A 21,845-nucleotide genomic window follows, 5' to 3' on the forward strand; every position below is an offset into this window, starting at 1 on the left:
GATGACTGACCGCCTTCCCCCTCTCACCGCTCTGCGAGCCTTTGATGCCGCTGCACGCCATATGTCCTTTGCACAAGCTGCAGAGGAGCTACACGTGACACCCGCCGCACTCAGCTATCAAATCAAATCTCTCGAAGAACATCTGGGCGTCCCGCTGTTTCATCGTCTCAACCGCGCTGTCGCGCTAACGGAAATTGGTCAAACCCTTGCGCCTGGTATCAGCGAGGGTTTTCAAACCCTCTCGTCTGCATGGCGCGCCGCTCAACGCCAAACCGATGACGCCACGCTCATGGTTACCGCTGGACCCGCATTCACCGCCAAGTGGCTGGCACCGCGCTTTTATGAGTTTGCTCGCGCCCATCCAGAAATCGATCTGCGGTTTTCCGCGACCCTGCGCAATTTGGATTTCAAGCGCGATGAAGTCGATGTGGCCATACGTTTTGGCATCGACAAACAAGAGCAAGGCCTTTGGTCCTATCCAATGGCGCGAGAATGGGTGACCCCCGTCATGACACCGGATCTTGCCGAACGCTTCCCCACTCCCGAAACACTCGCTGGAGCAACGTTGATCCATGACGAATCGATCAACTTTCTAAATCCACGCGCGGACTGGGCTGCATGGTGCCGCCTAATGAACCTAGACCTAGACACCAGCCATGGCCCCCGTTTTTCAGGCGCAGATCACAGCATAGACGCGGCACTCGCCGGCGCAGGTATCGCACTTGGACGCCGGGCGTTGGTTGTCAAAGACCTCCACGAAGGTCGCCTTGTCGCGCCCTATGGACACGCAATTTGGTCGCAAGCGCGCTTTCGTTTTCTATGCTTAGATGGCACACAAGACCGTCCACACATCGCCGCCTTTCGCACTTGGATGATGGACGAGATTGAAAAAACCGCAATAGTCACCGAAAAGCTCACCATCACGCCTGTAGAGGAGATCCCAGAGCGATGACTCGAACCCAAGCCACAGCCATAGGCTTCGTCGCTGTCCTTCTTTGGGCACTGCTTGCGCTATTCACGGTGGGCAGCGCCCCGACGCCTCCCCTCCTTTTGAACGCGCTCTGTTTCTCCATAGGTGGCAGCCTCGGCGTGATCTGGGCGCTTGTCACTGGAGAGTGGCGGGCACTGCGCCGCGTGCCGATGAAGGTGTTTCTGTTTGGTACGATTGGCCTCTTTGGCTATCACGCACTCTACTTTTCAGCACTTCGCCTTGCTCCGGCCGCCGAAGCCGGGCTCATAGCCTATTTGTGGCCCCTTCTGATTGTATTGCTGTCTGGTGCGTTGCCAGGCGAAACGCTGAAAGCAGGCCACTTGTTCGGAGCCTTTCTTGGCTTTTTGGGTGCCGCTTTGATCATCGGGGGCGGTGGTGTCGGATTTAGTGCGGCGCACCTGCCCGGCTATGGCTTGGCCCTTGCTTGCGCTTTCACATGGTCAAGCTATTCGGTGATGTCGCGCCGCTTTGGTGACGTTCCAACCGTGTCTGTTGTTGTGTTCTGTTTGGCCACCGCAGTGCTTTCTGCGGTGCTTCACCTGTTGTTGGAAGACACCATCTGGCCTGCCGACACAATGACATGGGCTTCGGTTCTGGCGCTAGGCCTCGGCCCCGTAGGCTTGGCATTTTATGTCTGGGATATCGGGGTCAAACGCGGTGATATTCAGCTGTTGGGTACGGCGTCTTATGCGGCCCCGTTGTTGTCGACTGTGGCGTTGGTGGTGGCTGGGTTTGCCGAGCCAACATTCCAATTGGTTGCGGCGGCCTTGCTCATCACAGGCGGCGCAGTCCTCGCTGCGCGCGCCAGCTTGAAACCTAAGTAGGTTCTACGCGGACAATCGCGTAATTTCTTCTTTGATGCGGAGTTTTTGCTTCTTGAGTTCAGCGACTTCGAGGTCGCTGCTGCCCGGCGCGCGTTGTTCTTGCTCTACTTGCTCAGAGAGGGCTTCGTGTTTGCGTTTCAGCTCTTCAATGTGTCCGGTTACGCTCATCAGGTTCTCCTATGCAGTGAATGTCTAACACTCTCAGTCCAGCACAGAATGACCCACCTGTCACGTGTCACTTGTGACGCATTCGAAACACTAGAGAAAATCCGCCGACACTGTCGCAATACAGTCGTAATACAGACGCGATACCGACGCGGTCTTTCGCCGAATCAGTCGACCTTACCGGATCGAGCGTTGCATTTACGCTTCAGGCAAAAGGCAACGGTGCTCCGTCTCTCAACACGGCTCGAATTTGGGGAGTGTAACTCTCCCCATCAGAGATGTGTTTCTCACCTTCATGCAGCATGACCGGCGCATGCAGCCTAAATGCTGCGCGCCCGCCCTTCCTTCCTCGCACCAGTACCAGCCCGGCGTCTTTGCCAACACGAGGCTGTAGCGGCAAAACTTCTAATGAACCCAGCTTTGTCTGCATCAGGCTCAGCAGCTCCGGCAATCGCTCTGCGCGGTGGATAAACGTCGCTGTTCCTTTCGCTGCCAAACGTTTGGCGGCAACCGCAACCCAAACAGCAAGTGCAGTGCCTTCGCCCATTGCAAAGTCCCGACCAGGGTCATGTGCTGCTGTGCTGGCAGCGCGATCAAAATAGGGTGGGTTTGCAAAGACATGATCAAATTGCATATGCCGCAGATCCGCTGGCAGATCTGCAATGTCGCTCCCCCAGATCGTAGCGTCAGTGTGATTCTCGGCGGCGTTCTGGCGGGCCAACGCGGCATATGTGTCCTGCATTTCCACCCCGTGACACACCAAACCCTGCACACGTGCCGCCAAACACATGAACGCAGCCCCGGCCCCACAGCCCAACTCCAAGACCAAGTTTCCCGGCTTTGCCGGAATCGACGCGGCCAAAAGCACGGGATCAACCCCTGCGCGATAGCCACCTTTGGGTTGCCACAACCGCACACGACCGTTCAAAAAATCGTTTTTGGTTAAATTTTCGGTCACAGTGCCCGCCCAAGTGCGATGTCATTGTCCAGCATAACCCGCTCTGCCCGTTGCAAATCTCGCGTTCGCACCATTAAACGTCGCGGGAAAATACCTATGCCCCCCTCAAGGACACTCATATTTACGTCCATTTCAAAGCAGTCTATACCCTCCCCCTGAAGCAGGGCCGTGGCGAAGGCAATGATGGTCAGATCCGTGCTGCGCAAAAGCTCTTTCATAATGGGGATTTAAGATCAGGGCACGGTCGATGTCGAGCCCTGACATCAGGAAGATAAATATGAGTCTCGATCAAGCCGCTACAAAACCACATGAAGCTCTGGCAGAAATGCTGAGCTCTGACATGGAATCCGTCAACCGGTTGATCCAAGAACGTATGGCATCCGAACACGCTCCGCGTATACCAGAAGTCACAGCCCATTTGGTAGGTGCTGGTGGCAAACGATTGCGCCCGATGTTGACCCTCGCTGCAGCGCGGCTTTGCGGCTACGACGGCCCCTTCCATGTCCACTTGGCAGCAACCGTAGAGTTCATTCATACGGCGACGTTGTTGCACGATGATGTGGTAGACGAAAGCGAGCAGCGACGTGGTCGTCCTACCGCGAATCTGCTGTGGGACAACAAGAGCTCGGTTCTGGTCGGCGACTACCTGTTTTCGCGAAGCTTCCAATTGATGACAGAAACCGGCTCCATCGACGTTCTGCGGATTCTGTCAAACGCATCCGCCACCATCGCCGAAGGCGAGGTTCTGCAATTGACCGCAGCAACTGACCTGCGCACTGACGAAGACATCTATTTGCAAGTGGTGCGCGGGAAAACTGCCGCGCTTTTTTCAGCCGCGACAGAAGTTGGTGGTGTGATAGCGAATGCAGATTCTGAAACGGTTCAGGCACTGTTTGATTATGGTGACGCACTTGGAATCGCCTTTCAAATCGCAGACGATCTACTCGACTATCAAGGCGATAGTACACAGACCGGCAAAAACGTAGGCGATGACTTTCGCGAACGTAAGCTAACCCTCCCGGTGATCAAAGCTGTGGCACAGGCCACACCAAAAGAGCGCGCCTTTTGGCAACGAACAATTGAGAAAGGACGTCAAGAAGACGGCGACCTGGAACATGCTCTCGGACTGATGGCCAAGCACAATACCTTGGTCGCCACCCGCGACGATGCTCTTGTCTGGACTGATAGAGCCAAATCCGCCATCAATACACTGCCAGATCACGAAATCCGTGACCTTCTGTCGGGCATTGCAGATTACGTTGTGGCACGCCTAAAATAGAATTTCATCGGTCTACGATACCGCAGCGCAATATTGTGTAGTAAAAGCCGATCACGGAGATTGGCACTTCTTCATGTGCCACTTTATCCCAACATCTTCAGTACTGGCGATCCACCAACTCGGAAACTTTCGGCGCAAATCTTCAAGCGCTCTATTCCTTAGCGCATCATCAAAGAAAATTGCAAAACAAGTCGCCCCAGACCCAGACATGCGCGCCAGCTTACAACCGACACTTTCGCTCAACGCAGCGAGCACCGTCCCAATCACCGGCTGCAATTTCACGGCCGCATCCTGCATATCATTTCGCTGAGATGACAGCCAAGAAACGCTACTGGCCCAATCCATCCAATCAAGAGATGGCTCGTCCATTGCGGGATTTTCTCTGCTTGAAAGCGCGCTGAACACCTCGGGTGTGGAAACCGACACGCCTGGATTGACCAAGATCATCGGCCAGCTTTCGCTAGATCCCAACCTGTCGATCTGATCACCAATACCACGCATACGTACAAAACAGGGCTGCATGCATACAGGCACATCAGATCCCAACCGTAGCAGCTCAGAAACAGATGGTTCCGGCCGATTATAAAGTTTGCATAGTGCGCGAACCGTAGCAGCGGCATCAGAGGACCCACCTCCGATTCCAGCCATAGCCGGCAAAGTTTTGTGCAACGTAATCTCTGCCGTGAGGCCCAGAAGGTTTGCAGCTTTCACAACGAGGTTGCTCTGATCAACAGGAACCCCTTTCGCCATTGGTCCGACAACAGACAGTTTTGTCTGCGCCGCCTTTTTGACCTTAACCGTGTCACCAACGTCTGCCAGCATCACCAGCGAATCTAACAGATGGTACCCATCAGCGCGTTGGCCGGTGACATGAAGCGTTAGATTGATCTTGGCTGGGGCGAACGCCTCAATCGCCATCAAGAGCTGCGAGGGGCTCTGCCCCCTCTTCTTCCAAGACCACATCCAGACCAACTTCTAGCTTGCGGCGGATGCGATCGGGCTTGGCTTCTTCTTCGGTTTCTTCATCAACAAAACTCAATGCACGACGCCACTGGAACTGCGCTTCAAGTTTGCGACCAACCGCCCAATACACATCGCCCAGATGATCAGTCACCACTGGATCGACCGGCATCAGCTCGCTAGCGCGTTCCATATGTGCCACAGATTCCTCAAACCGTCCGAGGCGAAACAAAACCCATCCAAGACTGTCGACAATGTACCCGCTGTCTGGACGCGCTGCGACCGCACGTTCGATCATATCTAGCGCCTCATCTAGCTTGATCTGTTTTTCGACGAGAGAGTAACCAAGATAGTTCAGCACCTGCGGCTGTTCGGGGTTCAACTCCAAAGCTTGCCGAAAATCGGCTTCAGATTTTTCCCACTCCCCCAAACGCTCGTGGCTGATCCCGCGCGCATACAGCAGGAACCACTGGCGCTGCTCCAGCGTTTCATAAAGTGAAATGGCCGTGTCATATGCCTGCACAGCCCCCTCGAAGTTGCGCTCCTGACGCCGCAGATCTCCCAGCGCAGTGTGCACGTATGGCACATTTCCATGGCTTCGCGTCAGAGATTCCAAAACCTCAAGCGCCGCTTCCGTTCGACCCGCCTCCCGCAAGGCTTCGGCGCGGCCCATCTCGGCGGCATGAAACGATGGGTCATCTGCGGGCACACGCTGATAAGTTTCAGACGCCAACTCATAGCGCCCTAATGATTCCAAAAGCTCAGCCGTCAACAACAGCGCCTCGGTGTGGTCTGGCCGCAGGTATTCCGCCAGTCGGGCATAGAGCAATGTGTAATCGGCATTGGCCTCGTTGCGAAGCGCATTGGCGATGGAGAAATACACTTCAGCAATACCGTCTGCGGCGCTGCGAACATATGTGAACGGAAGCACCTCCCCGGCAACCAATCGGTCGCGCATGGCACGCAAAGCGGGATCAAGATCGGCGCCAAAAGCGTCGTCAATCCGAGCAATAGCCTCAGCGTTCATGTCCAGCTGAGACAAGACCTCAACTTCGCTCATAACACCCCGACGAGTCAGCTGAACGCCATTCATACTGCCATCGAGATATATTGCATTTGCGCCTTCAAAATCTCCAACCGAAGCCAGAGCCAATGCCTTGTGAAACGCAGCAAAACCGCCCAAGCCAGGCTCTTCAGAGACCGCGTCAAACGCAGCTAATCCGTCAGACATGGCACCCCGGCCGATCTCCGACCAAGCGCGCATCAATCCGTCAACCAGAGGACCAACGCCACCGGAATCCAGACGCGCGATTAAGTCCCCATAGTTTCCGTCCTCAACCAATCCGGCTGTGAGAGCCATCTCGGCCAATTGGCTCTGATGCTCATCGGAAACCATCTTGCGTGCAATTGGCATGGCGCGGTCGATTTGTCCCAAAGACAGATAGGCCAGCACCGCATTCTCTTGTAATGCCGGGTTGGTCGGGTCATTGGTAAGAGCCTGGCTAAAATACCGAGCGGCCGCAGCATAGTCTGACCCGTAGCTCGCCTGCCGCGCCGCCAAATAGGAACCCGCCAGCCCGTCGGAATACACTGGAAGCGAGACCGTTGCCAGAATAGCGGAAAGGGCGACCGATTTGATTAGCTTAATAGCCACGTGATGCTCCCGTTTTTTGTCACTTTGAAACTAGTCTCGCCCCTGCCAACACGCAATGGCTCTGCGGCCGCTTTTCTCACCCAAGCCGATCAAGTTTCCGAGTATGCGGCCCATTTGCTCACAACAATTCCGAAAATCGGCCACCAAAACCGACCCGGAAGACCTCATATTCACTCAAAATCAAAAAACCGGACAGAATTCTCTGTCCGGTCTGGATTTGTATCAACACGCACTAATTGCGCACTAATCTTACATATTGGGATAGTTTGGTCCGTCCCCACCCTGCGGCGTGACCCAAGTGATGTTTTGGCTTGGATCTTTGATATCACAGGTCTTGCAGTGGACACAGTTTTGGAAGTTCACGACAAATCGAGGATCTTGGCCCTCTTCTTCTACAATTTCATACACACCGGCCGGGCAATACCGCTGCGCAGGCTCTGCAAACTTTGGAAGGTTTACCGCCACCGGCACATTTTCATCCGCCAAACGCAAGTGACAGGGCTGGCTCTCTTCGTGATTTGTCATCGAGAAGCTAACGTTGGTCAGCCGATCAAAGGACAGTTTTCCGTCAGGTCTCGGATAGTCGATCGGCTTATGCTTGCTCGCCTCTTCAGTTGCGTCAGCGTCGTTTTTGCCGTGCTTGACGGTACCCAGAAGAGAAAAGCCAAGTGTATTGGTCCACATATCTAGTCCCCCCAACATCAGAGACGCTGTCAGCCCCCATTTGGACCAGATCGGCTTCACATTGCGCACTTTTTTGAGGTCTTTTCCGATCTCACCGCCGCGCACATCCTCTTCGTACGCGCTCAGCTCATCACCGGAACGATTGGCTTTGATCGCTTCAAAGGCCGCCTCTGCCGCGGCTTTGCCAGACAACATCGCGTTGTGGTTGCCCTTGATGCGGGGCACGTTGACCATACCAACGGAGCACCCCAGCAGCGCCACACCAGGCGCAACCATCTTGGGCATCGACTGGTACCCGCCTTCGGAAATAGCCCGCGCGCCGTAGGCAATCCGTTTTCCGCCTTCAAGCAGTTCGGCGACCATTGGATGATGCTTGAAGTGTTGAAACTCCATGTATGGGAACAGGTGTGGGTTCTTGTAGTTCAAGTGCACCACAAAGCCGACGTACACTTGGTTGTTCTCCAAGTGATAAATAAACGACCCGCCGCCCGCATTGCTGCCCAATGGCCAACCCATGGTGTGAGTTACAGACCCTTCTTTGTGCTTGGCCGGATCAATTTCCCAGATCTCTTTCATGCCGAGACCAAACTTCTGTGGGTCTTTGCCATCTTGCAGATTGTATTTGGCAATCACCTCTTTGGAGAGTGACCCACGCACACCTTCAGACAGGAACACATATTTGCCATGCAACTCCATGCCGGGTTCAGTGTTGGGGCCGTAAGAGCCGTCTTCTTCTAGACCGAAGACGCCGGCCACAACGCCTTTAACTTCTCCAGCGTCGCCGTACACCAGCTCCGAGCACGCCATGCCAGGGAAAATTTCCACACCCAGCTCTTCTGCTTGCTCTGCCATCCAGCGACATACATTGCCCATCGACACGATATAGTTGCCATGGTTGTTCATCAACGGCGGCATCGGAAAGTTCGGAATACGGATTTCGCCCGCTTCGCCCAGCATATAAAAATTATCATCTTTAACAGGCGTGTTCAGCGGTGCTCCTTTGGATTTCCAATCAGGAATAAGCGCATCAAGACCGGATGGATCCAAAACCGCACCGGATAGGATGTGGGCGCCCACTTCGGAGCCTTTTTCCAACACCACCACATTGAGATCCGCATCCAATTGTTTCAGACGGATCGCCGCTGACAAGCCCGCCGGGCCTGCGCCAACGATGACGACATCATATTCCATGGCTTCGCGTTCGATTTCCGACATTGGCTTCCCTTCCCGGATCGCTGCGTAATTTTCTTTCGCATCTGCTATCCCGAGTTTAATCAATACGTCAATCAGAACCCCACGACATTTCGCCTCATTTTGCGCGATTTTGCGGCACTGCCGCATATTTCTCCTTGCAATAGAGGCCCCACTTGCATTTGAAAGAGGCCTCAGTGCACTCTGCACTGCATCATGTTAAACAGACCTGCCGCCAATACGTTTCGCGGCCAATCACCAACGGGACCGCACCCATGGAAAAAATACCAATGACCCGCGCCGGCCATTCGGCGCTTGAAGCGGAATTGAAGCAGTTGAAATCGGTGGAGCGCCCAGCCATCATCGAGGCCATTGCCTCTGCGCGTGAACTTGGAGATCTGAAAGAGAATGCCGAATATCATTCGGCGCGGGAAAAGCAGGGCTTCATTGAAGGCCGTGTCAAAGAGCTAGAAGCGGTAATTGGTCTGGCAGAAATCATTGATCCAACCACGCTTTCCGGCGCCATCAAGTTTGGTGCAACGGTCACGCTGGTCGATGAAGACACTGATGAAGAAAAGACGTGGCAAATCGTTGGCGAACACGAAGCCAACGTCGAAAAAGGCCTGTTGAACATCAAATCGCCAATTGCTCGTGCGTTGATCGGAAAAGAAGACGGCGACAGTGTGGAAGTACGCACACCGGGCGGCGAAAAGAGCTACGAAGTGCTTAGCATTACTTACAAATAACCAAGTGGTATAGATGCGCTCTCGCATGACAGACGAAACAGATTCCCACCCCACGCCGCTGGGCATCTACGACAAACCTCAAGGTCCAAAGGTCACGGGCATTGAGTTGATTGCTGTTGCCTTGAGTTTTGTCTGGCTGATGGGAACCGTTGTTTTCTTCCTGATCCTACCCAGCAATCCGCTTGAAAACACCGACAGCTTACAGTTTTTGATGACGTTGCTCGCTGTGTTCATGCCTGTTGCCATGATCTGGGTTGCGGCAACAGCCGCTCGATCTTCGCGCGTCATGCGAGAAGAAAGCGCCCGTCTCCAGGCCGCGATCGACGCCATGCGCCGCACATATGTTAGTCAGGCCCAAGGGGCGCAAGTCGGCCAGGGTGTCGAGCCTACTGTTTCGAAAAAACTCGATGAAATTGCCGCAGCGACCCGTAAGACAGAAACGGCTTTGGCCACATTTACTTCGAACCGTGATCGCAATGACAGCATTCGCAAATCATCAGAAACTGACACTGTTTCCGACGATCCTGCAGATCAGGGCACGTTAGCTCTTGGAACCCCAGCGGAAGTACTTTCCCCGCCGTTGCCGCGCGAGGATTTTATCCAAGCGTTGAATTTTCCAGAAGACGCAAATGATTCTGAAGGGTTTGCCGCACTGCGCAAAGCGCTTCGGGACAGACAAGCGTCGCAACTGATTCAAGCCAGCCAAGATGTGCTGACACTGCTCAGCCAAGACGGAATCTATATGGACGATCTACGCCCTGACCTTGCGCGCCCAGAGATCTGGCGTCGCTTTGCGGCAGGTGAGCGTGGGAAAGTTGTTGCAGCGCTTGGTGGCATACGAGATCGCAGCTCTCTGGCTCTGGCGGCGGGCCGCATGAAACAAGACCCCATCTTCAGAGACGCCGCACATCACTTCCTGCGCCGCTTTGACAAGAGCTTCGTTGAGTTTGAGGAGACTGCGACGGATGCCAATATTGCTGCTCTGTCAGACACACGCACCGCCCGTGCCTTTATGCTTCTGGGCCGTGTTGCCGGCATTTTTGACTGAGCAGCAACTTACTATCACAGCCCGAAAGCTGAAAAAGGGTAGTAGTCGACCAAACTACCCTCTTGAACGTCCAAGGCCTCGTCTGGCAGTTCCACCAGCCCTTCTGCCCAGCTTAACCCGCTGATCCGCCCAGAACCTTCGGATTTGAAAACCACAACGCGGCCCTCAACCAACTTCGCTCTCAGATACTCTCTACGCCCGGCCTTTTTGTTTTTGGAGAATGACGCGGGAACCTTCAACGGCTCTGGCAAACGCCATCCCTGACCGGCCAAGACGCTCATGGCAGGCTTTGCGAAAATCAATGTGCAGACCAAAGCAGCAACCGGGTTTCCAGGTAGGCCAAAAACCGGCTTCCCTTCCCAAACGCCGAGCGCAAGCGGCCTGCCCGGCTTCAGAGCCAACCTCCAAGTTGACATTGCCTGCGTTTCGTTGAGCAACGCGGACATGTGGTCTTCGTCACCAGACGAAGCGCCGCCCGACGTCAAAATCACATCCGCACGGATCGCAGCCTCATCAAGATAGCCACGCAAGGCTTCCCGATCATCAGGAGCCCGCCCCATATCGATGGGTTCAAACCCAAACTGCGCCACCATGGCCAACAGCATCGGGCGATTTGCATCATAAATCTGATCAGCACGCACGTCAGCGCCCGCCTCTGCCAATTCATCCCCCGTGGAGACCACTGCAACCCGCAGCGGTTTATACACTTCCACCGACCCAATTCCGGTCGCGGCCATAAGGCCCAGATCGGCAGGTGTGAGTTTGCGCCCCTTGCGCAAAATCGTTTCATCCGCATGCACGTCTTCGCCCGACTGACGGGTATTGGCGCCGCGTTTGAGAGGGCCGTGGAAGGCGATGGAATGTCCGTCTGTTGTGACATCCTCTTGCAAGATGACCGTATCGATCCCATCGGGGATGGTTGCTCCCGTCAAAATACGTACGGCATGGTTCGGCGGTACAATTCCCTCAAAAGGTGCGCCTGCAGCCGAGCGTCCTTCAACCAATGGCAACGTCTGCGCACCGGTCAAAAGGTCCGCATGGCGCAACCCGTATCCATCCACCGCAGAATTTGGTTGTGGTGGATGCGCGCGCACAGCGGAGACATCGGCCGCCAAAATCCGCCCCAAGGAGATCTTGATGGGCACCACCTCTTGTTCGACACAGGTGTGCAGACGGCCCTTCAGTGTCTCCAGAGCGTCAGACACCGGCGTCCAGAGCGTGCCAGCAGGCAATGCGAAACAGTCGTTCTTAAGCGGTGGTGGCACCAGCGGTTTATCTTGGCTCATCACAGGTTGCCCTCCTAGCCGGTGTTACATACCCAAGTCAGACAAAATGAAGTCTGCAATGCTCTTGGTATCGTTGAGGTCCAGCACCGGACGGTCACTGTCTAAAGCGACATCCGACGCAATGCCTCGGATTGTTGGATCTTCTGGCGCAATCAACGGATTGCCGGTTTCATGGCGATGTGCCTCGATTTTTGCATGCCCATCACGTTTGTACCCTTCGATCAAAACAAGATCGACGGGTGACAATTGCTCCAAAAGCACGGCCAAAGAAGGTTCGCTTTCATCTCGCAACTCGTGCATCAGCGCCCATCGCGTGCGGCTCGCCAACAAAACTTCACGCGCGCCTGCGACACGATGCCGATGGCTGTCTTTGCCCGGCTGGTCTACGTCAAAGCTGTGATGTGCATGTTTGATCGTCGATACCGACAGGCCACGACCCGCCATCTCGGTCACCAGCCGCTCCATCAAACCGGTCTTACCTGAATTCTTCCACCCGACGACGCCATAGATTTGCATCACTTTGTTGTTTCTCCTGCCAACCGGCGGGCCTCGGCGAGGTCCTCCGGCGTATTCACATTAAAAAACGGATCTAAACCATCATGGGTAAAGACAGCTTGACCTGCATCATGTTTGTCGGTCCACAGCACAACTTTCCTGAGCCCCGTTTGCAATGCATCTCTTAGGTCATTGCGCAGGGAAACTGGCCAAAGACCAAAAGTAGGCTGCCGCCAGAGTTTTCCATCCGCCGCTTGTGAAGCAGCAAGAGCCAGACAATGGCGCCGATCCTCAGCCGCCATTAGCAGCTGTGGCACCAAATCACATGGAAAGAACGGCGTGTCGGCGGCGGCTGTCACAATCGCGTCTGCACCAAGTTCACCCGCCCAATCAAGCCCCGCCAAAACGCCAGCCAAAGGGCCTGCATACCCTGTCACACTATCTGCAACTACAGGCAAATTTATGTCCGCAAACCGGCCTGCCTCGCCATTGGCATTTAGGGCGATGTCCGCCACTTGCGGCGTCATCCTATCGATCACATGACCGAGAATTGAGCGCTCGCCCAGCATCAAGCGTCCTTTGTCACCGCCCCCCATACGGGTTGCCTGACCACCGGCTAAAATAACTCCAACAGGCTGCTTCACCCGCGACCTCCGCCTTTTCGGCCGTGTTTGCGGCCTTCCTCAGGAATGCTGGCGGGATCAACGTCGCGCACCAACCGGTCTTCTCCGCTCAAACATACAAAGCGCTGACCGCGCATACGACCAATGAGCGTCAAACCGACTTGCTGCGCGATCTCCACCCCCCATGCGGTGAACCCAGAGCGCGACGCCAGTACCGGAATGCCCATCGCAGCGCATTTGATGACCATTTCAGACGTCAAACGGCCCGTGGTGTACATAATCTTGTTGTCTCCACTTTCTCTGGCTTGAAACATCCAACCAGCGATTTTATCCACGGCATTGTGGCGGCCAACATCTTCCATATAGATCAAAGGCTTATCCGCTTGGCATAGCACGGTGCCATGAATGGCTCCCGCCTCAAGATACAACGAAGGAGTGCGGTTGATTTTATGAGCCAGCGCGTAGAGGTCGCTGCTGCGCACCTGCAGTTTCGGCAACATCACCCCTTGAAGCCCATCCATCATATCACCAAAGACCGTGCCAACGGCACAGCCCGACGTGCGAGTCTTTTTCTTTAATTTCTCTTCGTGGTTGGTCTCTATCGCTGTGCGGACGACTACCACCTCAAGCTCTTCGTCATAGTCCACCCCCATGACGTCGTCGGCGGCGGTGATCATGCCTTGATTGAGCAGAAAGCCAAGTGCGAGATACTCGGGATAGTCGCCAATGGTCATGGCTGTCACGATCTCGCGACTGTTGAGGTAGATTGTAAGAGGGCGCTCTTCGACCACGGAAATTTCCGTTGCGTTTCCAAATTGGTCTGTACCAACCACAGCGCGCGTCAACCGTGGTGACATCGGGTCCGGCGCGATAATGTAGTCTGCCATATCCGGCGCATGTGTCATGCCGTGTTCTCCCAAGCCATGGGGAAACCTAGTTAGGAATTTCAATCTTGACCACCACGAAAGTTTGGCATGGGCCATCACACAGCGCATTGCATCCCCCACGTCATTTGGCTACGGCTTACGCGCTTGCAATGCGACGTGAGGATGGCATGGCGACTTACCACGACACAAAAGAATTTTTGCGCGGTTTCCGAGATGGTTTGCCATTTGTGATTGTCGTGGTGCCTTTTGCGCTTTTGTTTGGGGTTGTGGCCACGGAAGCCGGGCTGCCCCTCATACAAGTGCTGTCGTTCTCAGTTGTGGTCATTGCAGGTGCTGCGCAGTTCACCGCCCTGCAGCTGATGGCCGAAAACGTGCCAGCTCTGGTGGTGATTATCTCTGCTTTGACCGTGAATCTACGCATGGCGATGTATTCAGCATCCCTTACACCGCACCTTGGCGCATTGCCGTTTTGGCGGCGGGCGTTTGTGGCGTATTGCCTTGTAGATCAAAGCTATGCGCTATCGATCATGGAATACGAAAAGCGCCCTGAAATGACATTGGCGCAGAAATTTTCTTACTTCTTTGGCGCCATCACGCCAGTTGTTCCCCTGTGGTATGGCGCCACCGTTGTGGGCGCGATGGTTGGTCAGGCGATTCCTCCCGCATTGGCGCTAGACTTCGCGGTGCCAATTACCTTCTTGGCAATGATCGGACCGATGTTACGCACTCAGGCCCATATCTGGGCTGCCTTCGTCTCGGTCACAACCGCGCTCTTGTTTGCCTTCTTACCGTGGAACTTGGGCTTGATGGTCGCCGCAATCGCAGGCATGTCAACCGGTGCCGAGATTGAACTTCGGGTCGAAAAAGCGAGGGAAATCAAATGAATGAGAGCGCAACAGTCTGGGTGATCATTGTTTGCATGGGCGTTGGAAGCTTTGGACTGCGCTATGTGTTCCTTGGCGTGATCGGAGACCGCCAGATGCCCGAGTGGGTGCTGCGCCATCTGCGCTATACGGCAGTCGCCGTTTTGCCCGGACTTGTGGCCCCTTTGGCGATTTGGCCCAGCGCCACAGGCGGACACCCCGACCCCGCGCGCATCGCCGCCGCGGCAGTTACTTTGGTGGTGGGATACATCACAAAGAACATTCTGGCCGCGATTTTTGCAGGGGCTGGCACGTTGTTTTTAGCCCTGTATTTGCTGGGATAATCCACGTCGGTATTGCGTCTGTATCGCGGCTGTTTTGCGACTGTGGCGATGAGCGCACAACAAATCCAAAAATTTCGCCATTCTGTGCAAAAATCAGTTGGTCGGAACCGATTCATATTCCGGCACAAAGGCCGCCAAAACTTTGGATTTGTCATCGTCGTCGTATTCAAACAGACGATCATAGGTTGCGCCTTTGGCCGTGAAATAGTCCATCAGCTTGCGCGGGTAGTAAGACCGCGGAGCGTCTTCAAATCCCGGCAAGCTCGACAGCAATTGCGACGTGGTCAACGCACATTGCGCCTCTAGAACTGGCCCCAGTGTTTTGGCTTTGCGCAGCGCCATCTCAGCAACTTCCGGGCTGACTTCGATGGTTTGCAGCACCACATGGTAGGTCTCACGCGCATGGAAACGAGTGTATTGGTCGACCAAATACGGCGTCATCCCGTATACGACGTCATTCTTTGCGGCAATTCCGTCGGTCCGAAATGACCCAGCTGGATCAAACGCGACACGTTCGCTGGCATTGATCAGGAGCGAGGTATGAGCCCCCGCGCCTGTGTCATTTGAGATCATCGTGTACAGCGTAAGCTGTTTTGGGCCGCTGTCCACGTATCGCGCAGCGGCCACTTCGCTGTCAGGGGAATTGGATTCTATTGGATTGCGCACGGAGCAGGCCGAAACCGAAGCCACCACAAGCAACAACGCGCATAGCCGAACCAAAACCGTCATCACCAGACATCCTTTTGCGGGCCAAACGGCCCTAAGAGATCAGCTGTTGAAGATCGCCAAAAACAGCAAAATACCGATTGATGCAGCCGCGACATACGCTGAGCCTTTGATAAAGCCTTCAAAGGTTTTTTCCTGAACTTCGGTGTCCATCGAGCCGTGCTTATGTTCCGCCATGGGGTATTCCTTCGTATCTGCTTTTGTCGCTGGATAGCTGATTCAATCGGGTCTGTCACCCTGAGTCGATGTGCGACACCGCCGCACCCTATTTTTTTAGATCTTCCGCCAATCGAAATCCAATACGAGACGGGGCTGTTGCCGAAGCGTTTTGTTTGGGCAGCGCGCGTAAAATGACGCTGAGTTGGCTGACATGTTGAACCAGTTGCGTTTTGATGCCGTTTGAATCGGAGCCGTAAAACGTCACAATGTCTGGATCAAAATAGCCCATACCCTCGATGCGCAAAACACCAGCGTCACCACCAGCGAAGCCCATTGCAACCTCGTGCTCCTCATCAAGTTGTTTCTCGAAGTTCTCGATATAGAGGATCAGACGCTCGTAGGCCCATTGGGCCGCACTCTTCTTTTCGACCGGCTGTTTGGCGACATCTTCGGGCACATTCACCGGCGTCGCATTGGGGTCGGAGTGAACTTCATGCAGATGCGGCAAAGCGGCGGCTTCCACAGCTTCGGCGGTGGTTTTGATGTCGTTGGTCATGGGCGTGCCTGTCTAGTTTGTTCGCTGCCACAGATACGCGCCATCTTCGCGGGTGGTGCGGCTTACCTCTCCAATGTGGTAAAGATGGTTGAGATGCGCAAGCGCTTCGACAAGCGCAAGCCCATACGCACCACCGTCGATCTGCCGTTTGAACAGCGGCAAAAAACACTCCGCAGCGGTTTGAGGGTGCTCCAGATAGTCCCGCAGCCGGTTCAATGCGCCGTGGTGGTTTTCAATCAGTTGTTTCATGCGCAAAGGCACGCCAGTGAAGGGCAGCTTGTGTCCTCCAAGGATCAGCTGATCATCGCGCGCATAAGTGGCGAGCCGTTCACAGGCCTCAAGCCAATCTGCCACAGGGTCGGCCTCTGGTTCAGTTGCATAGACGCCAATGTTGGAGCTGATGGAGGGCAAAATCTGATCGCCGGACAGCACCAAATTGTCATCTCTGCTCCAAAATGTGGCATGCTCCGGTGCGTGCCCGTTGCCCATATGAACATCCCACATACGGCCGCCGATCTCGATCACGTCATCTTGTTTGATACGCTTGAAACCCAAAGGCATCGGGGCGACAACATCCGCAAAATTGAACGGCCGTTCGCTGGCGCGCTGATTGAAAATATCCTCGTCCATGCCGCAGCTTTTGTAGAAATCGAGCGTCTCCTGACGCGGCAGCGCTTGCTCATCCAGCTGAAGCATCCGGGCAAACAACCACGCCGTGCGGGTGGTCCAGAGGCTTGCGCCAAATTCGCTTTGGAACCAACCGGCAAGGCCAATGTGATCGGGATGGTGATGGGTCACAATCACGCGCGCGACCGGTTTTCCCGCCAACGGGCCATTCAGCAATTTTTGCCAGATCGCGCGGGTCTTTTTGCTGTCAAAACCCGTGTCGATCACCGTCCAGCTGTCGCCGTCATCCAGCGCATAGACGTTGACATGATCCAGCGCCATCGGCAGCGGCAGGCGCATCCACAAAACCCCGTCGGCCACAGATATGGCCTCCCCCTCTGCTGGAGGTGTGTCCCATGGGTAGCGAATGCCTGCCGCGCCGTCTTTCATGTCGTATCTTTCTTTATGCGGCACCCAGATCTTGAGGTGTGATCGCGTAGAGGTCATCAGCACCTTGCATGGCATGCGCCAGAACGCCAGCATGTTCGGGCAGAAGGCGTTGGATGTAGAACTGTGCCAGACGCGACCGTGGACCTGCACCACCTTCCGCAATTGCGGCGCGCAGGTGGTAGTAGCCGCCCAACACGCGGGCAAAGCCGCGCAGGAACGGCACAGAGCCGGCAAAACGCTCATTCAAATTGCCTTGGGCCACCATCCACTCCGTGGCTTCACGCAGGGTTTCAGTGGCCTGCCAAAGCGGCTCAGCCAGCGCAGGCATGGTTTTGCGGACCTTCTCCGCGCAGTCTTCGATTTCATCAAGCAATGCATAAGCCGCATCGCCACCATCCATCAGTTTGCGCGCCACAAGGTCCATGGCTTGGATGCCATTGGTGCCTTCATAGATCGCGGTCACACGCACATCGCGGGAAAATTGCGCCGCACCGGTTTCTTCGATGAACCCCATGCCCCCGTGCACCTGCACACCATCTTCAGACACTTTCATACCCACGTCGGTGCCAAAGGCTTTGGCAATTGGCGTGAGGAAAGCCGCGCGGGCTTTCCAGTCTTTTTCACCGGTTGCGGTGCCCATATCAATCGCCACAGCACAGGCCATTTCGATGGCGCGCGCGGCAAAGATATCCGCCTTCATGCCGGCAAGCATGCGGCGCACGTCGGCGTGATCCAAAATGGTGCCAGTGCCGTTTTCAATCGGCGAGCGGCCCTGTTTGCGCTCCAGCGCGTAGCCAAGCGCCTTCTGATAGGCGCCTTCGGCAACGCCAACGCCCTGACCGCCCACCCCCAGACGGGCGTTGTTCATCATGGTGAACATGCATTTCATGCCATCATTGGCCTGCCCCACAAGCCAGCCTTTGGCACCGTCAAACTGCATCACAGCTGTCGGGGAGCCGTGCAGACCCATTTTGTGCTCAAGACTGACCACACCAAGTGTGTTGGCCACACCCGGCTTGCCGTTCTCATCGGGGATCAGTTTGGGCACGATAAACAGGCTGATGCCTTTGGTGCCGGGCACGCCGTCAGGCAAACGCGCCAAAACGAGGTGGCACACGTTGCCTGTGAAGTCGTTGTCGCCCCAGCTGATGTAAATCTTCTGACCGGTGATCGCGTAGGTGCCATCGCCATTTGGCTCCGCCTTTGAGCGAAGCGCCCCAACATCAGAGCCCGCTGCAGGTTCGGTCAAATTCATCGTGCCAGCCCATTCGCCGGTGATCAGCTTTTCCAGATAGGTGGCTTTGATCTCATCAGAGGCGTGATGCTCTAACGCCTCGATCTGGCCCTGGGTCATCAGCGGGTTGAGCTGTAGAGACAGACAGCCGGACGCCATCATTTCGTTCACGGCCGTGGTGATCGAGTGGGGCAGCCCCATGCCGCCAAATTCCGGCGAGGCACTGGTGGAGATCCAGCCGCCTTCGGCTATCTGTTTGTAGGCATCGCCAAAGCCGGGGCTGGTGCGCACAACACCGTTTTCCAAAACGGCTGGCCGTAGGTCGCCATTGCGATTGATCGGCGCCATGACCTCTTCAACCATTTTGCCCGCTTCCAAAAGGATGGCCTCAGTTGTGTCACGATCAGCATCCGCGAAACGCTCGGTGTTGGTCACTTGGGCGAAATCAACGACATGATCAAAGAGGAACTGAAAGTCGGTGACGGGGGCGCGAAAAGGCATCTAATTCTCCGGCAGGCTTGGCAAGGGTTGCTTGCGCTTGTATGCAGCATTTGACCTTACGATAAAGGGCACAAGCGGCCTATCAAAGAAGAACGCAGCGTCACAGGAGCCCACGCGTGGATACACAAATTCTCATGCCAGACACCGAGGGATTTGTCCGCGCGGCTCACGTTCTGGGTGCAGGCGGATTGGTGTCTTTTCCCACGGAAACTGTATACGGGCTTGGCGCTGACGCGCGTCAGGACGCCGCCGTGGCGCGTATTTTTGAGGCCAAGCAGCGACCCACGTTTAATCCGTTGATTGTGCATGTGGCTGATATAGACGCGGCAAAACGCTACGTCATATGGACCGATCTGGCTGACCGCCTTGCCACTGCGTTCTGGCCCGGACCGCTCACGTTGGTGTTGCCGTTGCGCCAAGACGCGGGGCTGTCGCCGCTTGTAACCGCTGACCTGCCCACTTTGGCAATCCGTGTGCCCGCCCATCCAGTCGCCCAACGCCTACTGGCAGAGTTTGACGGACCGGTTGCGGCCCCCTCTGCCAATCCCTCCGGCAAGATCAGCCCAACACAGGCGCAACACGTGATCGACGGTCTGACCGGTCGGATCGAGGCTGTGGTGGATGGCGGTGCCTGTGGTGTGGGCGTAGAGAGCACCATCTTGGGTCTTGGCGACGCCCCGACCCTGCTTCGTCCGGGTGGATTGCCGCAAGAAGCCCTAGAGATCGCCTTGGGCGGTCCGCTCGCAACCCGGTCAGAGGCAGACCCGCTGACCGCTCCAGGTCAGATGCTGTCACACTATGCACCCGGGGCCACCGTGCGTCTTAATGCAACGGAGACTTCGGACCATGAACGGCTGTTGGGCTTTGGCAACGTCGAAGGCGCCACACTCAATTTAAGTCCGGCGGCCGATCTGGTGGAAGCGGCTGCAAATCTGTTTCTCCATCTGCATGCCTTGGATGCACAGAGCGATGCGCCAATTGCAGTATCGCCGGTTCCAGACATCGGACTTGGCCGCGCGATCAATGATCGCTTACGCCGTGCGGCGGCTCCGAGAGACCACTAGGCGAATGTTTAAGCATGCCCCGCTGCTGCGCTTAACGTCAGAGGGTCCACCCCAATGCTTTTGAGTGCTTCCGCCCATTTTTGATCATTGGGCGTTTCAAAAATCAAACGATTTGTCGCCTCCGCCACCAGCCAGCCATTTTCGCTTATTTCGCGCTCTAACTGTCCCGGCCCCCAACCGCTATACCCAAGTAAGGTCAACGATTTAAGCGGGCCTTGTTGCTGCGCCATGTCATCCAGTATGTCCTGCGTTGTGGTCAGCGCAAATGCCTCCCCAACCTCCAGATTGCTCAGGTCGGATTTGTATTCAGGGGAATGCAACACAAAGCCACGCCCCGTTTCCACTGGCCCACCAAAGAACAGTTTTGCGCGAAATTCTCGGTGCTTTGGCGTGATAGAGAGCTGCTCAAACAGGTCCGCCAAGTTCACGCCGTCAATCGCTTTGTTGACAATCAATCCCATGGCACCGTCACCAGAGTGAGCGCATAGAAACACCACAGAATGTGCAAAACGCGGGTCGGACATCCCCGGCATGGCGACCAAAACCTGACCTGTGAGGTCCAGGCTGTTGTCAGTGCTGTCTGAGCTCTTCAAAACATCCCCTTAAGCAAGTGCTTGGTTTGCTTATTCAACATGTGATGTGCACACCTTATGCGCAAGAGGTAAGCAATCTGTTTCAATTTCCCACAAGTTTCTCGCCCAATTGTGAGTTGGATTTTATCTCAGAATGGCCCATGTCAAACCTATGATCAAATCCAACGCCCTCTTGGCTGCCGCCTTCAGCGCCGCAGTGCTGCCCGTCCAAACCACCGCTCAGTCTTTTGACCAGGTTGTTCAGGCGGAGGTGCTGCCCGGATGGCGCAACGACGATGGCACCCATATGGCGGCGGTGCGCATCACCCTCAATCCGGGTTGGAAAACATATTGGCGTGCACCGGGCGATGCGGGCATTCCTCCACAGATATCGTGGAAAGGTTCGCGCAATTTAGAGGATCTGTCGGTCACATGGCCCACGCCTGAGGTGTTTTGGCAAAACGACATGCGCTCGATTGGCTATACCGATGAGCTGGTGCTGCCCCTGAGTATCGCCCCCAAGAATGCAGGTGAGCCCGTGCGCCTGAAGGCCGTTTTGGACATTGGCGTGTGCCGTGATGTGTGCGTGCCACAGCGGTTGAAGGTAAAGGCCGAGCTGCCAGAAATTGGCGCCCGGGACGCGCGGATCGCAGCGGCTCTGGTCGATCAACCATTGACAGCAGATGAGGCAGGCGTTCGCAAAGTGACCTGTAGCCTTGCGCCGAGTGAATACGGTGTGATGCTTACAGCGCGCATTCACATGCCCGTCGTCGGTAATGCAGAAGTCGCCGTTGTGGAGACCGCTGACCCCGAAATTTGGGTGGCGGAAGGCACAACAACCCGGTCCGGCAATACTTTGGTCACGGAAACCGAAATGATGCACGTCACAGACAGTGCATTTATGGTGAACCGTTCTGATCTACGCTTTACCGTTCTGAGCGGCGGAGATGCGGTCGACATTCACGGCTGTTCGGGCTGA

25 protein-coding genes are annotated in these 21,845 nt (G+C 55.5%); 9 read left to right on the forward strand and 16 right to left on the reverse strand.

Going from position 1 to position 21,845, the window contains the following annotated elements; genetic code table 11:
- The first annotated feature begins 1 nt into the window (after window position 1).
- Together gcvA and yddG are read left to right on the forward strand one after the other, a co-directional pair.
- Window positions 2-952 carry a transcriptional regulator GcvA gene (gene gcvA, locus ABWV47_RS19660; RefSeq protein ID WP_353315020.1) on the forward strand — a complete coding sequence of 317 codons (951 nt, stop codon included), beginning with the start codon at window positions 2-4 and terminating at the stop codon, window positions 950-952.
- Window positions 949-1,815 (forward strand): aromatic amino acid exporter YddG, encoded by an 867-nt coding sequence (yddG, locus tag ABWV47_RS19665; RefSeq protein ID WP_353315022.1) that lies wholly within the window; start codon window positions 949-951, stop codon window positions 1,813-1,815. Before gcvA ends, yddG begins: the two co-directional genes overlap by 4 nt.
- 3 nt (window positions 1,816-1,818) lie before the next feature.
- Here yddG and ABWV47_RS19670 read toward each other — a convergent pair whose 3' ends face one another.
- The 3 genes from ABWV47_RS19670 to ABWV47_RS19680 form a co-directional block, all read right to left on the reverse strand.
- Complete coding sequence (locus ABWV47_RS19670) at window positions 1,819-1,983, reverse strand: YdcH family protein (protein WP_353315023.1); 165 nt, start codon at window positions 1,981-1,983, stop codon at window positions 1,819-1,821.
- Window positions 1,984-2,185: 202 nt separating this feature from the next.
- Window positions 2,186-2,938: a tRNA1(Val) (adenine(37)-N6)-methyltransferase gene (locus ABWV47_RS19675; RefSeq protein ID WP_353315025.1), complete on the reverse strand. Its 753-nt coding sequence runs from the start codon at window positions 2,936-2,938 to the stop codon at window positions 2,186-2,188.
- Entirely contained in the window at window positions 2,935-3,156 is a 222-nt protein-coding gene (locus ABWV47_RS19680) for a putative signal transducing protein (RefSeq protein WP_353315026.1), read from the reverse strand. The genes ABWV47_RS19675 and ABWV47_RS19680 overlap by 4 nt, the downstream gene beginning before the upstream one ends.
- 59 nt (window positions 3,157-3,215) lie before the next feature.
- Between ABWV47_RS19680 and ABWV47_RS19685 the strand changes: the two genes are divergently transcribed.
- The gene (locus ABWV47_RS19685; protein ID WP_353315028.1) at window positions 3,216-4,217 is read left to right on the forward strand and encodes a polyprenyl synthetase family protein; all 1,002 of its coding nucleotides are present in this window, start codon (window positions 3,216-3,218) and stop codon (window positions 4,215-4,217) included.
- A 51-nt stretch (window positions 4,218-4,268) separates the two neighbouring features.
- Here ABWV47_RS19685 and ABWV47_RS19690 read toward each other — a convergent pair whose 3' ends face one another.
- The 3 genes from ABWV47_RS19690 to ABWV47_RS19700 form a co-directional block, all read right to left on the reverse strand.
- Entirely contained in the window at window positions 4,269-5,135 is an 867-nt protein-coding gene (locus ABWV47_RS19690) for a 4-(cytidine 5'-diphospho)-2-C-methyl-D-erythritol kinase (protein ID WP_353315029.1), read from the reverse strand.
- Window positions 5,125-6,831 carry a tetratricopeptide repeat protein gene (locus tag ABWV47_RS19695; RefSeq protein ID WP_353315030.1) on the reverse strand — a complete coding sequence of 569 codons (1,707 nt, stop codon included), beginning with the start codon at window positions 6,829-6,831 and terminating at the stop codon, window positions 5,125-5,127. Before ABWV47_RS19695 ends, ABWV47_RS19690 begins: the two co-directional genes overlap by 11 nt.
- A 249-nt stretch (window positions 6,832-7,080) precedes the next feature.
- Window positions 7,081-8,730 carry an electron transfer flavoprotein-ubiquinone oxidoreductase gene (locus ABWV47_RS19700; RefSeq protein ID WP_353315032.1) on the reverse strand — a complete coding sequence of 550 codons (1,650 nt, stop codon included), beginning with the start codon at window positions 8,728-8,730 and terminating at the stop codon, window positions 7,081-7,083.
- Between the two features lie 251 nt (window positions 8,731-8,981).
- On the opposite strand from ABWV47_RS19700, the gene greA reads away from it, so the two are divergent.
- Window positions 8,982-9,452, forward strand: coding sequence for a transcription elongation factor GreA (gene greA / locus ABWV47_RS19705; protein WP_353315033.1), 471 nt, complete (start codon window positions 8,982-8,984; stop codon window positions 9,450-9,452).
- Window positions 9,453-9,477: 25 nt separating this feature from the next.
- Window positions 9,478-10,500: a hypothetical protein gene (locus ABWV47_RS19710; RefSeq protein ID WP_353315034.1), complete on the forward strand. Its 1,023-nt coding sequence runs from the start codon at window positions 9,478-9,480 to the stop codon at window positions 10,498-10,500.
- Between the two features lie 14 nt (window positions 10,501-10,514).
- On the opposite strand, the gene ABWV47_RS19715 is transcribed toward ABWV47_RS19710, so the two are convergent.
- The 4 genes from ABWV47_RS19715 to fdhD are packed head-to-tail and all read right to left on the reverse strand — an operon-like array spanning window position 10,515 to window position 13,809.
- Window positions 10,515-11,786 carry a molybdenum cofactor synthesis domain-containing protein gene (locus tag ABWV47_RS19715; protein ID WP_353315036.1) on the reverse strand — a complete coding sequence of 424 codons (1,272 nt, stop codon included), beginning with the start codon at window positions 11,784-11,786 and terminating at the stop codon, window positions 10,515-10,517.
- Window positions 11,787-11,810: 24 nt separating this feature from the next.
- The gene (gene mobB, locus ABWV47_RS19720; protein WP_353315235.1) at window positions 11,811-12,302 is read right to left on the reverse strand and encodes a molybdopterin-guanine dinucleotide biosynthesis protein B; all 492 of its coding nucleotides are present in this window, start codon (window positions 12,300-12,302) and stop codon (window positions 11,811-11,813) included.
- On the reverse strand, window positions 12,302-12,925 hold the full coding sequence (mobA, locus tag ABWV47_RS19725) for a molybdenum cofactor guanylyltransferase MobA (protein WP_353315037.1): 624 nt from the start codon (window positions 12,923-12,925) through the stop codon (window positions 12,302-12,304). Before mobA ends, mobB begins: the two co-directional genes overlap by 1 nt.
- Window positions 12,922-13,809, reverse strand: a complete 888-nt coding sequence (gene fdhD, locus ABWV47_RS19730) for a formate dehydrogenase accessory sulfurtransferase FdhD (protein WP_353315039.1) — start codon at window positions 13,807-13,809, stop codon at window positions 12,922-12,924. The genes mobA and fdhD overlap by 4 nt, the downstream gene beginning before the upstream one ends.
- A 131-nt stretch (window positions 13,810-13,940) precedes the next feature.
- On the opposite strand from fdhD, the gene ABWV47_RS19735 reads away from it, so the two are divergent.
- A complete protein-coding gene (locus ABWV47_RS19735; RefSeq protein WP_502959727.1) occupies window positions 13,941-14,675 on the forward strand; it encodes an AzlC family ABC transporter permease in 735 nt (244 codons plus the stop codon).
- On the forward strand, window positions 14,672-14,998 hold the full coding sequence (locus ABWV47_RS19740; RefSeq protein WP_353315040.1) for an AzlD domain-containing protein: 327 nt from the start codon (window positions 14,672-14,674) through the stop codon (window positions 14,996-14,998). The genes ABWV47_RS19735 and ABWV47_RS19740 overlap by 4 nt, the downstream gene beginning before the upstream one ends.
- A gap of 93 nt (window positions 14,999-15,091) precedes the next feature.
- Here ABWV47_RS19740 and ABWV47_RS19745 read toward each other — a convergent pair whose 3' ends face one another.
- The 5 genes from ABWV47_RS19745 to ABWV47_RS19765 form a co-directional block, all read right to left on the reverse strand.
- On the reverse strand, window positions 15,092-15,727 hold the full coding sequence (locus tag ABWV47_RS19745; protein WP_353315042.1) for a hypothetical protein: 636 nt from the start codon (window positions 15,725-15,727) through the stop codon (window positions 15,092-15,094).
- A gap of 39 nt (window positions 15,728-15,766) precedes the next feature.
- Complete coding sequence (locus ABWV47_RS19750) at window positions 15,767-15,901, reverse strand: aa3-type cytochrome c oxidase subunit IV (protein ID WP_353315043.1); 135 nt, start codon at window positions 15,899-15,901, stop codon at window positions 15,767-15,769.
- Window positions 15,902-15,989: 88 nt separating this feature from the next.
- Window positions 15,990-16,439: a DUF6173 family protein gene (locus ABWV47_RS19755; RefSeq protein ID WP_353315045.1), complete on the reverse strand. Its 450-nt coding sequence runs from the start codon at window positions 16,437-16,439 to the stop codon at window positions 15,990-15,992.
- A 12-nt stretch (window positions 16,440-16,451) separates the two neighbouring features.
- A complete protein-coding gene (locus ABWV47_RS19760; RefSeq protein WP_353315046.1) occupies window positions 16,452-17,495 on the reverse strand; it encodes an MBL fold metallo-hydrolase in 1,044 nt (347 codons plus the stop codon).
- A 13-nt stretch (window positions 17,496-17,508) separates the two neighbouring features.
- Entirely contained in the window at window positions 17,509-19,230 is a 1,722-nt protein-coding gene (locus tag ABWV47_RS19765) for an acyl-CoA dehydrogenase (RefSeq protein ID WP_353315047.1), read from the reverse strand.
- 134 nt (window positions 19,231-19,364) lie between these two features.
- Between ABWV47_RS19765 and ABWV47_RS19770 the strand changes: the two genes are divergently transcribed.
- Window positions 19,365-20,294, forward strand: a complete 930-nt coding sequence (locus tag ABWV47_RS19770; protein ID WP_353315237.1) for an L-threonylcarbamoyladenylate synthase — start codon at window positions 19,365-19,367, stop codon at window positions 20,292-20,294.
- 8 nt (window positions 20,295-20,302) lie between these two features.
- Here ABWV47_RS19770 and ABWV47_RS19775 read toward each other — a convergent pair whose 3' ends face one another.
- Window positions 20,303-20,857: a YqgE/AlgH family protein gene (locus tag ABWV47_RS19775; protein WP_353315239.1), complete on the reverse strand. Its 555-nt coding sequence runs from the start codon at window positions 20,855-20,857 to the stop codon at window positions 20,303-20,305.
- A 181-nt stretch (window positions 20,858-21,038) separates the two neighbouring features.
- On the opposite strand from ABWV47_RS19775, the gene ABWV47_RS19780 reads away from it, so the two are divergent.
- Entirely contained in the window at window positions 21,039-21,845 is an 807-nt protein-coding gene (locus ABWV47_RS19780; RefSeq protein ID WP_353315049.1) for a protein-disulfide reductase DsbD domain-containing protein, read from the forward strand.

The sequence above is a fragment of the Shimia sp. NS0008-38b genome, assembly GCF_040370365.1.
Taxonomy (GTDB): Bacteria; Pseudomonadota; Alphaproteobacteria; order Rhodobacterales; family Rhodobacteraceae; genus Shimia.

What these genes read in the sequence shown, in the direction of transcription:
- gcvA (WP_353315020.1), top strand. Translation starts at nt 2, where the DNA reads ATGACTGACCGCCTTCCCCCTCTCACCGCTCTGCGAGCCTTTGATGCC.
- yddG (WP_353315022.1), top strand. Translation starts at nt 949, where the DNA reads ATGACTCGAACCCAAGCCACAGCCATAGGCTTCGTCGCTGTCCTTCTT.
- ABWV47_RS19670 (WP_353315023.1), bottom strand. Translation starts at nt 1,983, where the DNA reads ATGAGCGTAACCGGACACATTGAAGAGCTGAAACGCAAACACGAAGCC.
- ABWV47_RS19680 (WP_353315026.1), bottom strand. Translation starts at nt 3,156, where the DNA reads ATGAAAGAGCTTTTGCGCAGCACGGATCTGACCATCATTGCCTTCGCC.
- ABWV47_RS19685 (WP_353315028.1), top strand. Translation starts at nt 3,216, where the DNA reads ATGAGTCTCGATCAAGCCGCTACAAAACCACATGAAGCTCTGGCAGAA.
- ABWV47_RS19690 (WP_353315029.1), bottom strand. Translation starts at nt 5,135, where the DNA reads ATGGCGATTGAGGCGTTCGCCCCAGCCAAGATCAATCTAACGCTTCAT.
- ABWV47_RS19700 (WP_353315032.1), bottom strand. Translation starts at nt 8,730, where the DNA reads ATGTCGGAAATCGAACGCGAAGCCATGGAATATGATGTCGTCATCGTT.
- greA (WP_353315033.1), top strand. Translation starts at nt 8,982, where the DNA reads ATGGAAAAAATACCAATGACCCGCGCCGGCCATTCGGCGCTTGAAGCG.
- ABWV47_RS19710 (WP_353315034.1), top strand. Translation starts at nt 9,478, where the DNA reads ATGACAGACGAAACAGATTCCCACCCCACGCCGCTGGGCATCTACGAC.
- ABWV47_RS19715 (WP_353315036.1), bottom strand. Translation starts at nt 11,786, where the DNA reads ATGAGCCAAGATAAACCGCTGGTGCCACCACCGCTTAAGAACGACTGT.
- mobB (WP_353315235.1), bottom strand. Translation starts at nt 12,302, where the DNA reads ATGCAAATCTATGGCGTCGTCGGGTGGAAGAATTCAGGTAAGACCGGT.
- fdhD (WP_353315039.1), bottom strand. Translation starts at nt 13,809, where the DNA reads ATGACACATGCGCCGGATATGGCAGACTACATTATCGCGCCGGACCCG.
- ABWV47_RS19735 (WP_502959727.1), top strand. Translation starts at nt 13,941, where the DNA reads ATGCGACGTGAGGATGGCATGGCGACTTACCACGACACAAAAGAATTT.
- ABWV47_RS19740 (WP_353315040.1), top strand. Translation starts at nt 14,672, where the DNA reads ATGAATGAGAGCGCAACAGTCTGGGTGATCATTGTTTGCATGGGCGTT.
- ABWV47_RS19745 (WP_353315042.1), bottom strand. Translation starts at nt 15,727, where the DNA reads ATGACGGTTTTGGTTCGGCTATGCGCGTTGTTGCTTGTGGTGGCTTCG.
- ABWV47_RS19750 (WP_353315043.1), bottom strand. Translation starts at nt 15,901, where the DNA reads ATGGCGGAACATAAGCACGGCTCGATGGACACCGAAGTTCAGGAAAAA.
- ABWV47_RS19755 (WP_353315045.1), bottom strand. Translation starts at nt 16,439, where the DNA reads ATGACCAACGACATCAAAACCACCGCCGAAGCTGTGGAAGCCGCCGCT.
- ABWV47_RS19760 (WP_353315046.1), bottom strand. Translation starts at nt 17,495, where the DNA reads ATGAAAGACGGCGCGGCAGGCATTCGCTACCCATGGGACACACCTCCA.
- ABWV47_RS19765 (WP_353315047.1), bottom strand. Translation starts at nt 19,230, where the DNA reads ATGCCTTTTCGCGCCCCCGTCACCGACTTTCAGTTCCTCTTTGATCAT.
- ABWV47_RS19770 (WP_353315237.1), top strand. Translation starts at nt 19,365, where the DNA reads ATGCCAGACACCGAGGGATTTGTCCGCGCGGCTCACGTTCTGGGTGCA.
- ABWV47_RS19780 (WP_353315049.1), top strand. Translation starts at nt 21,039, where the DNA reads ATGATCAAATCCAACGCCCTCTTGGCTGCCGCCTTCAGCGCCGCAGTG.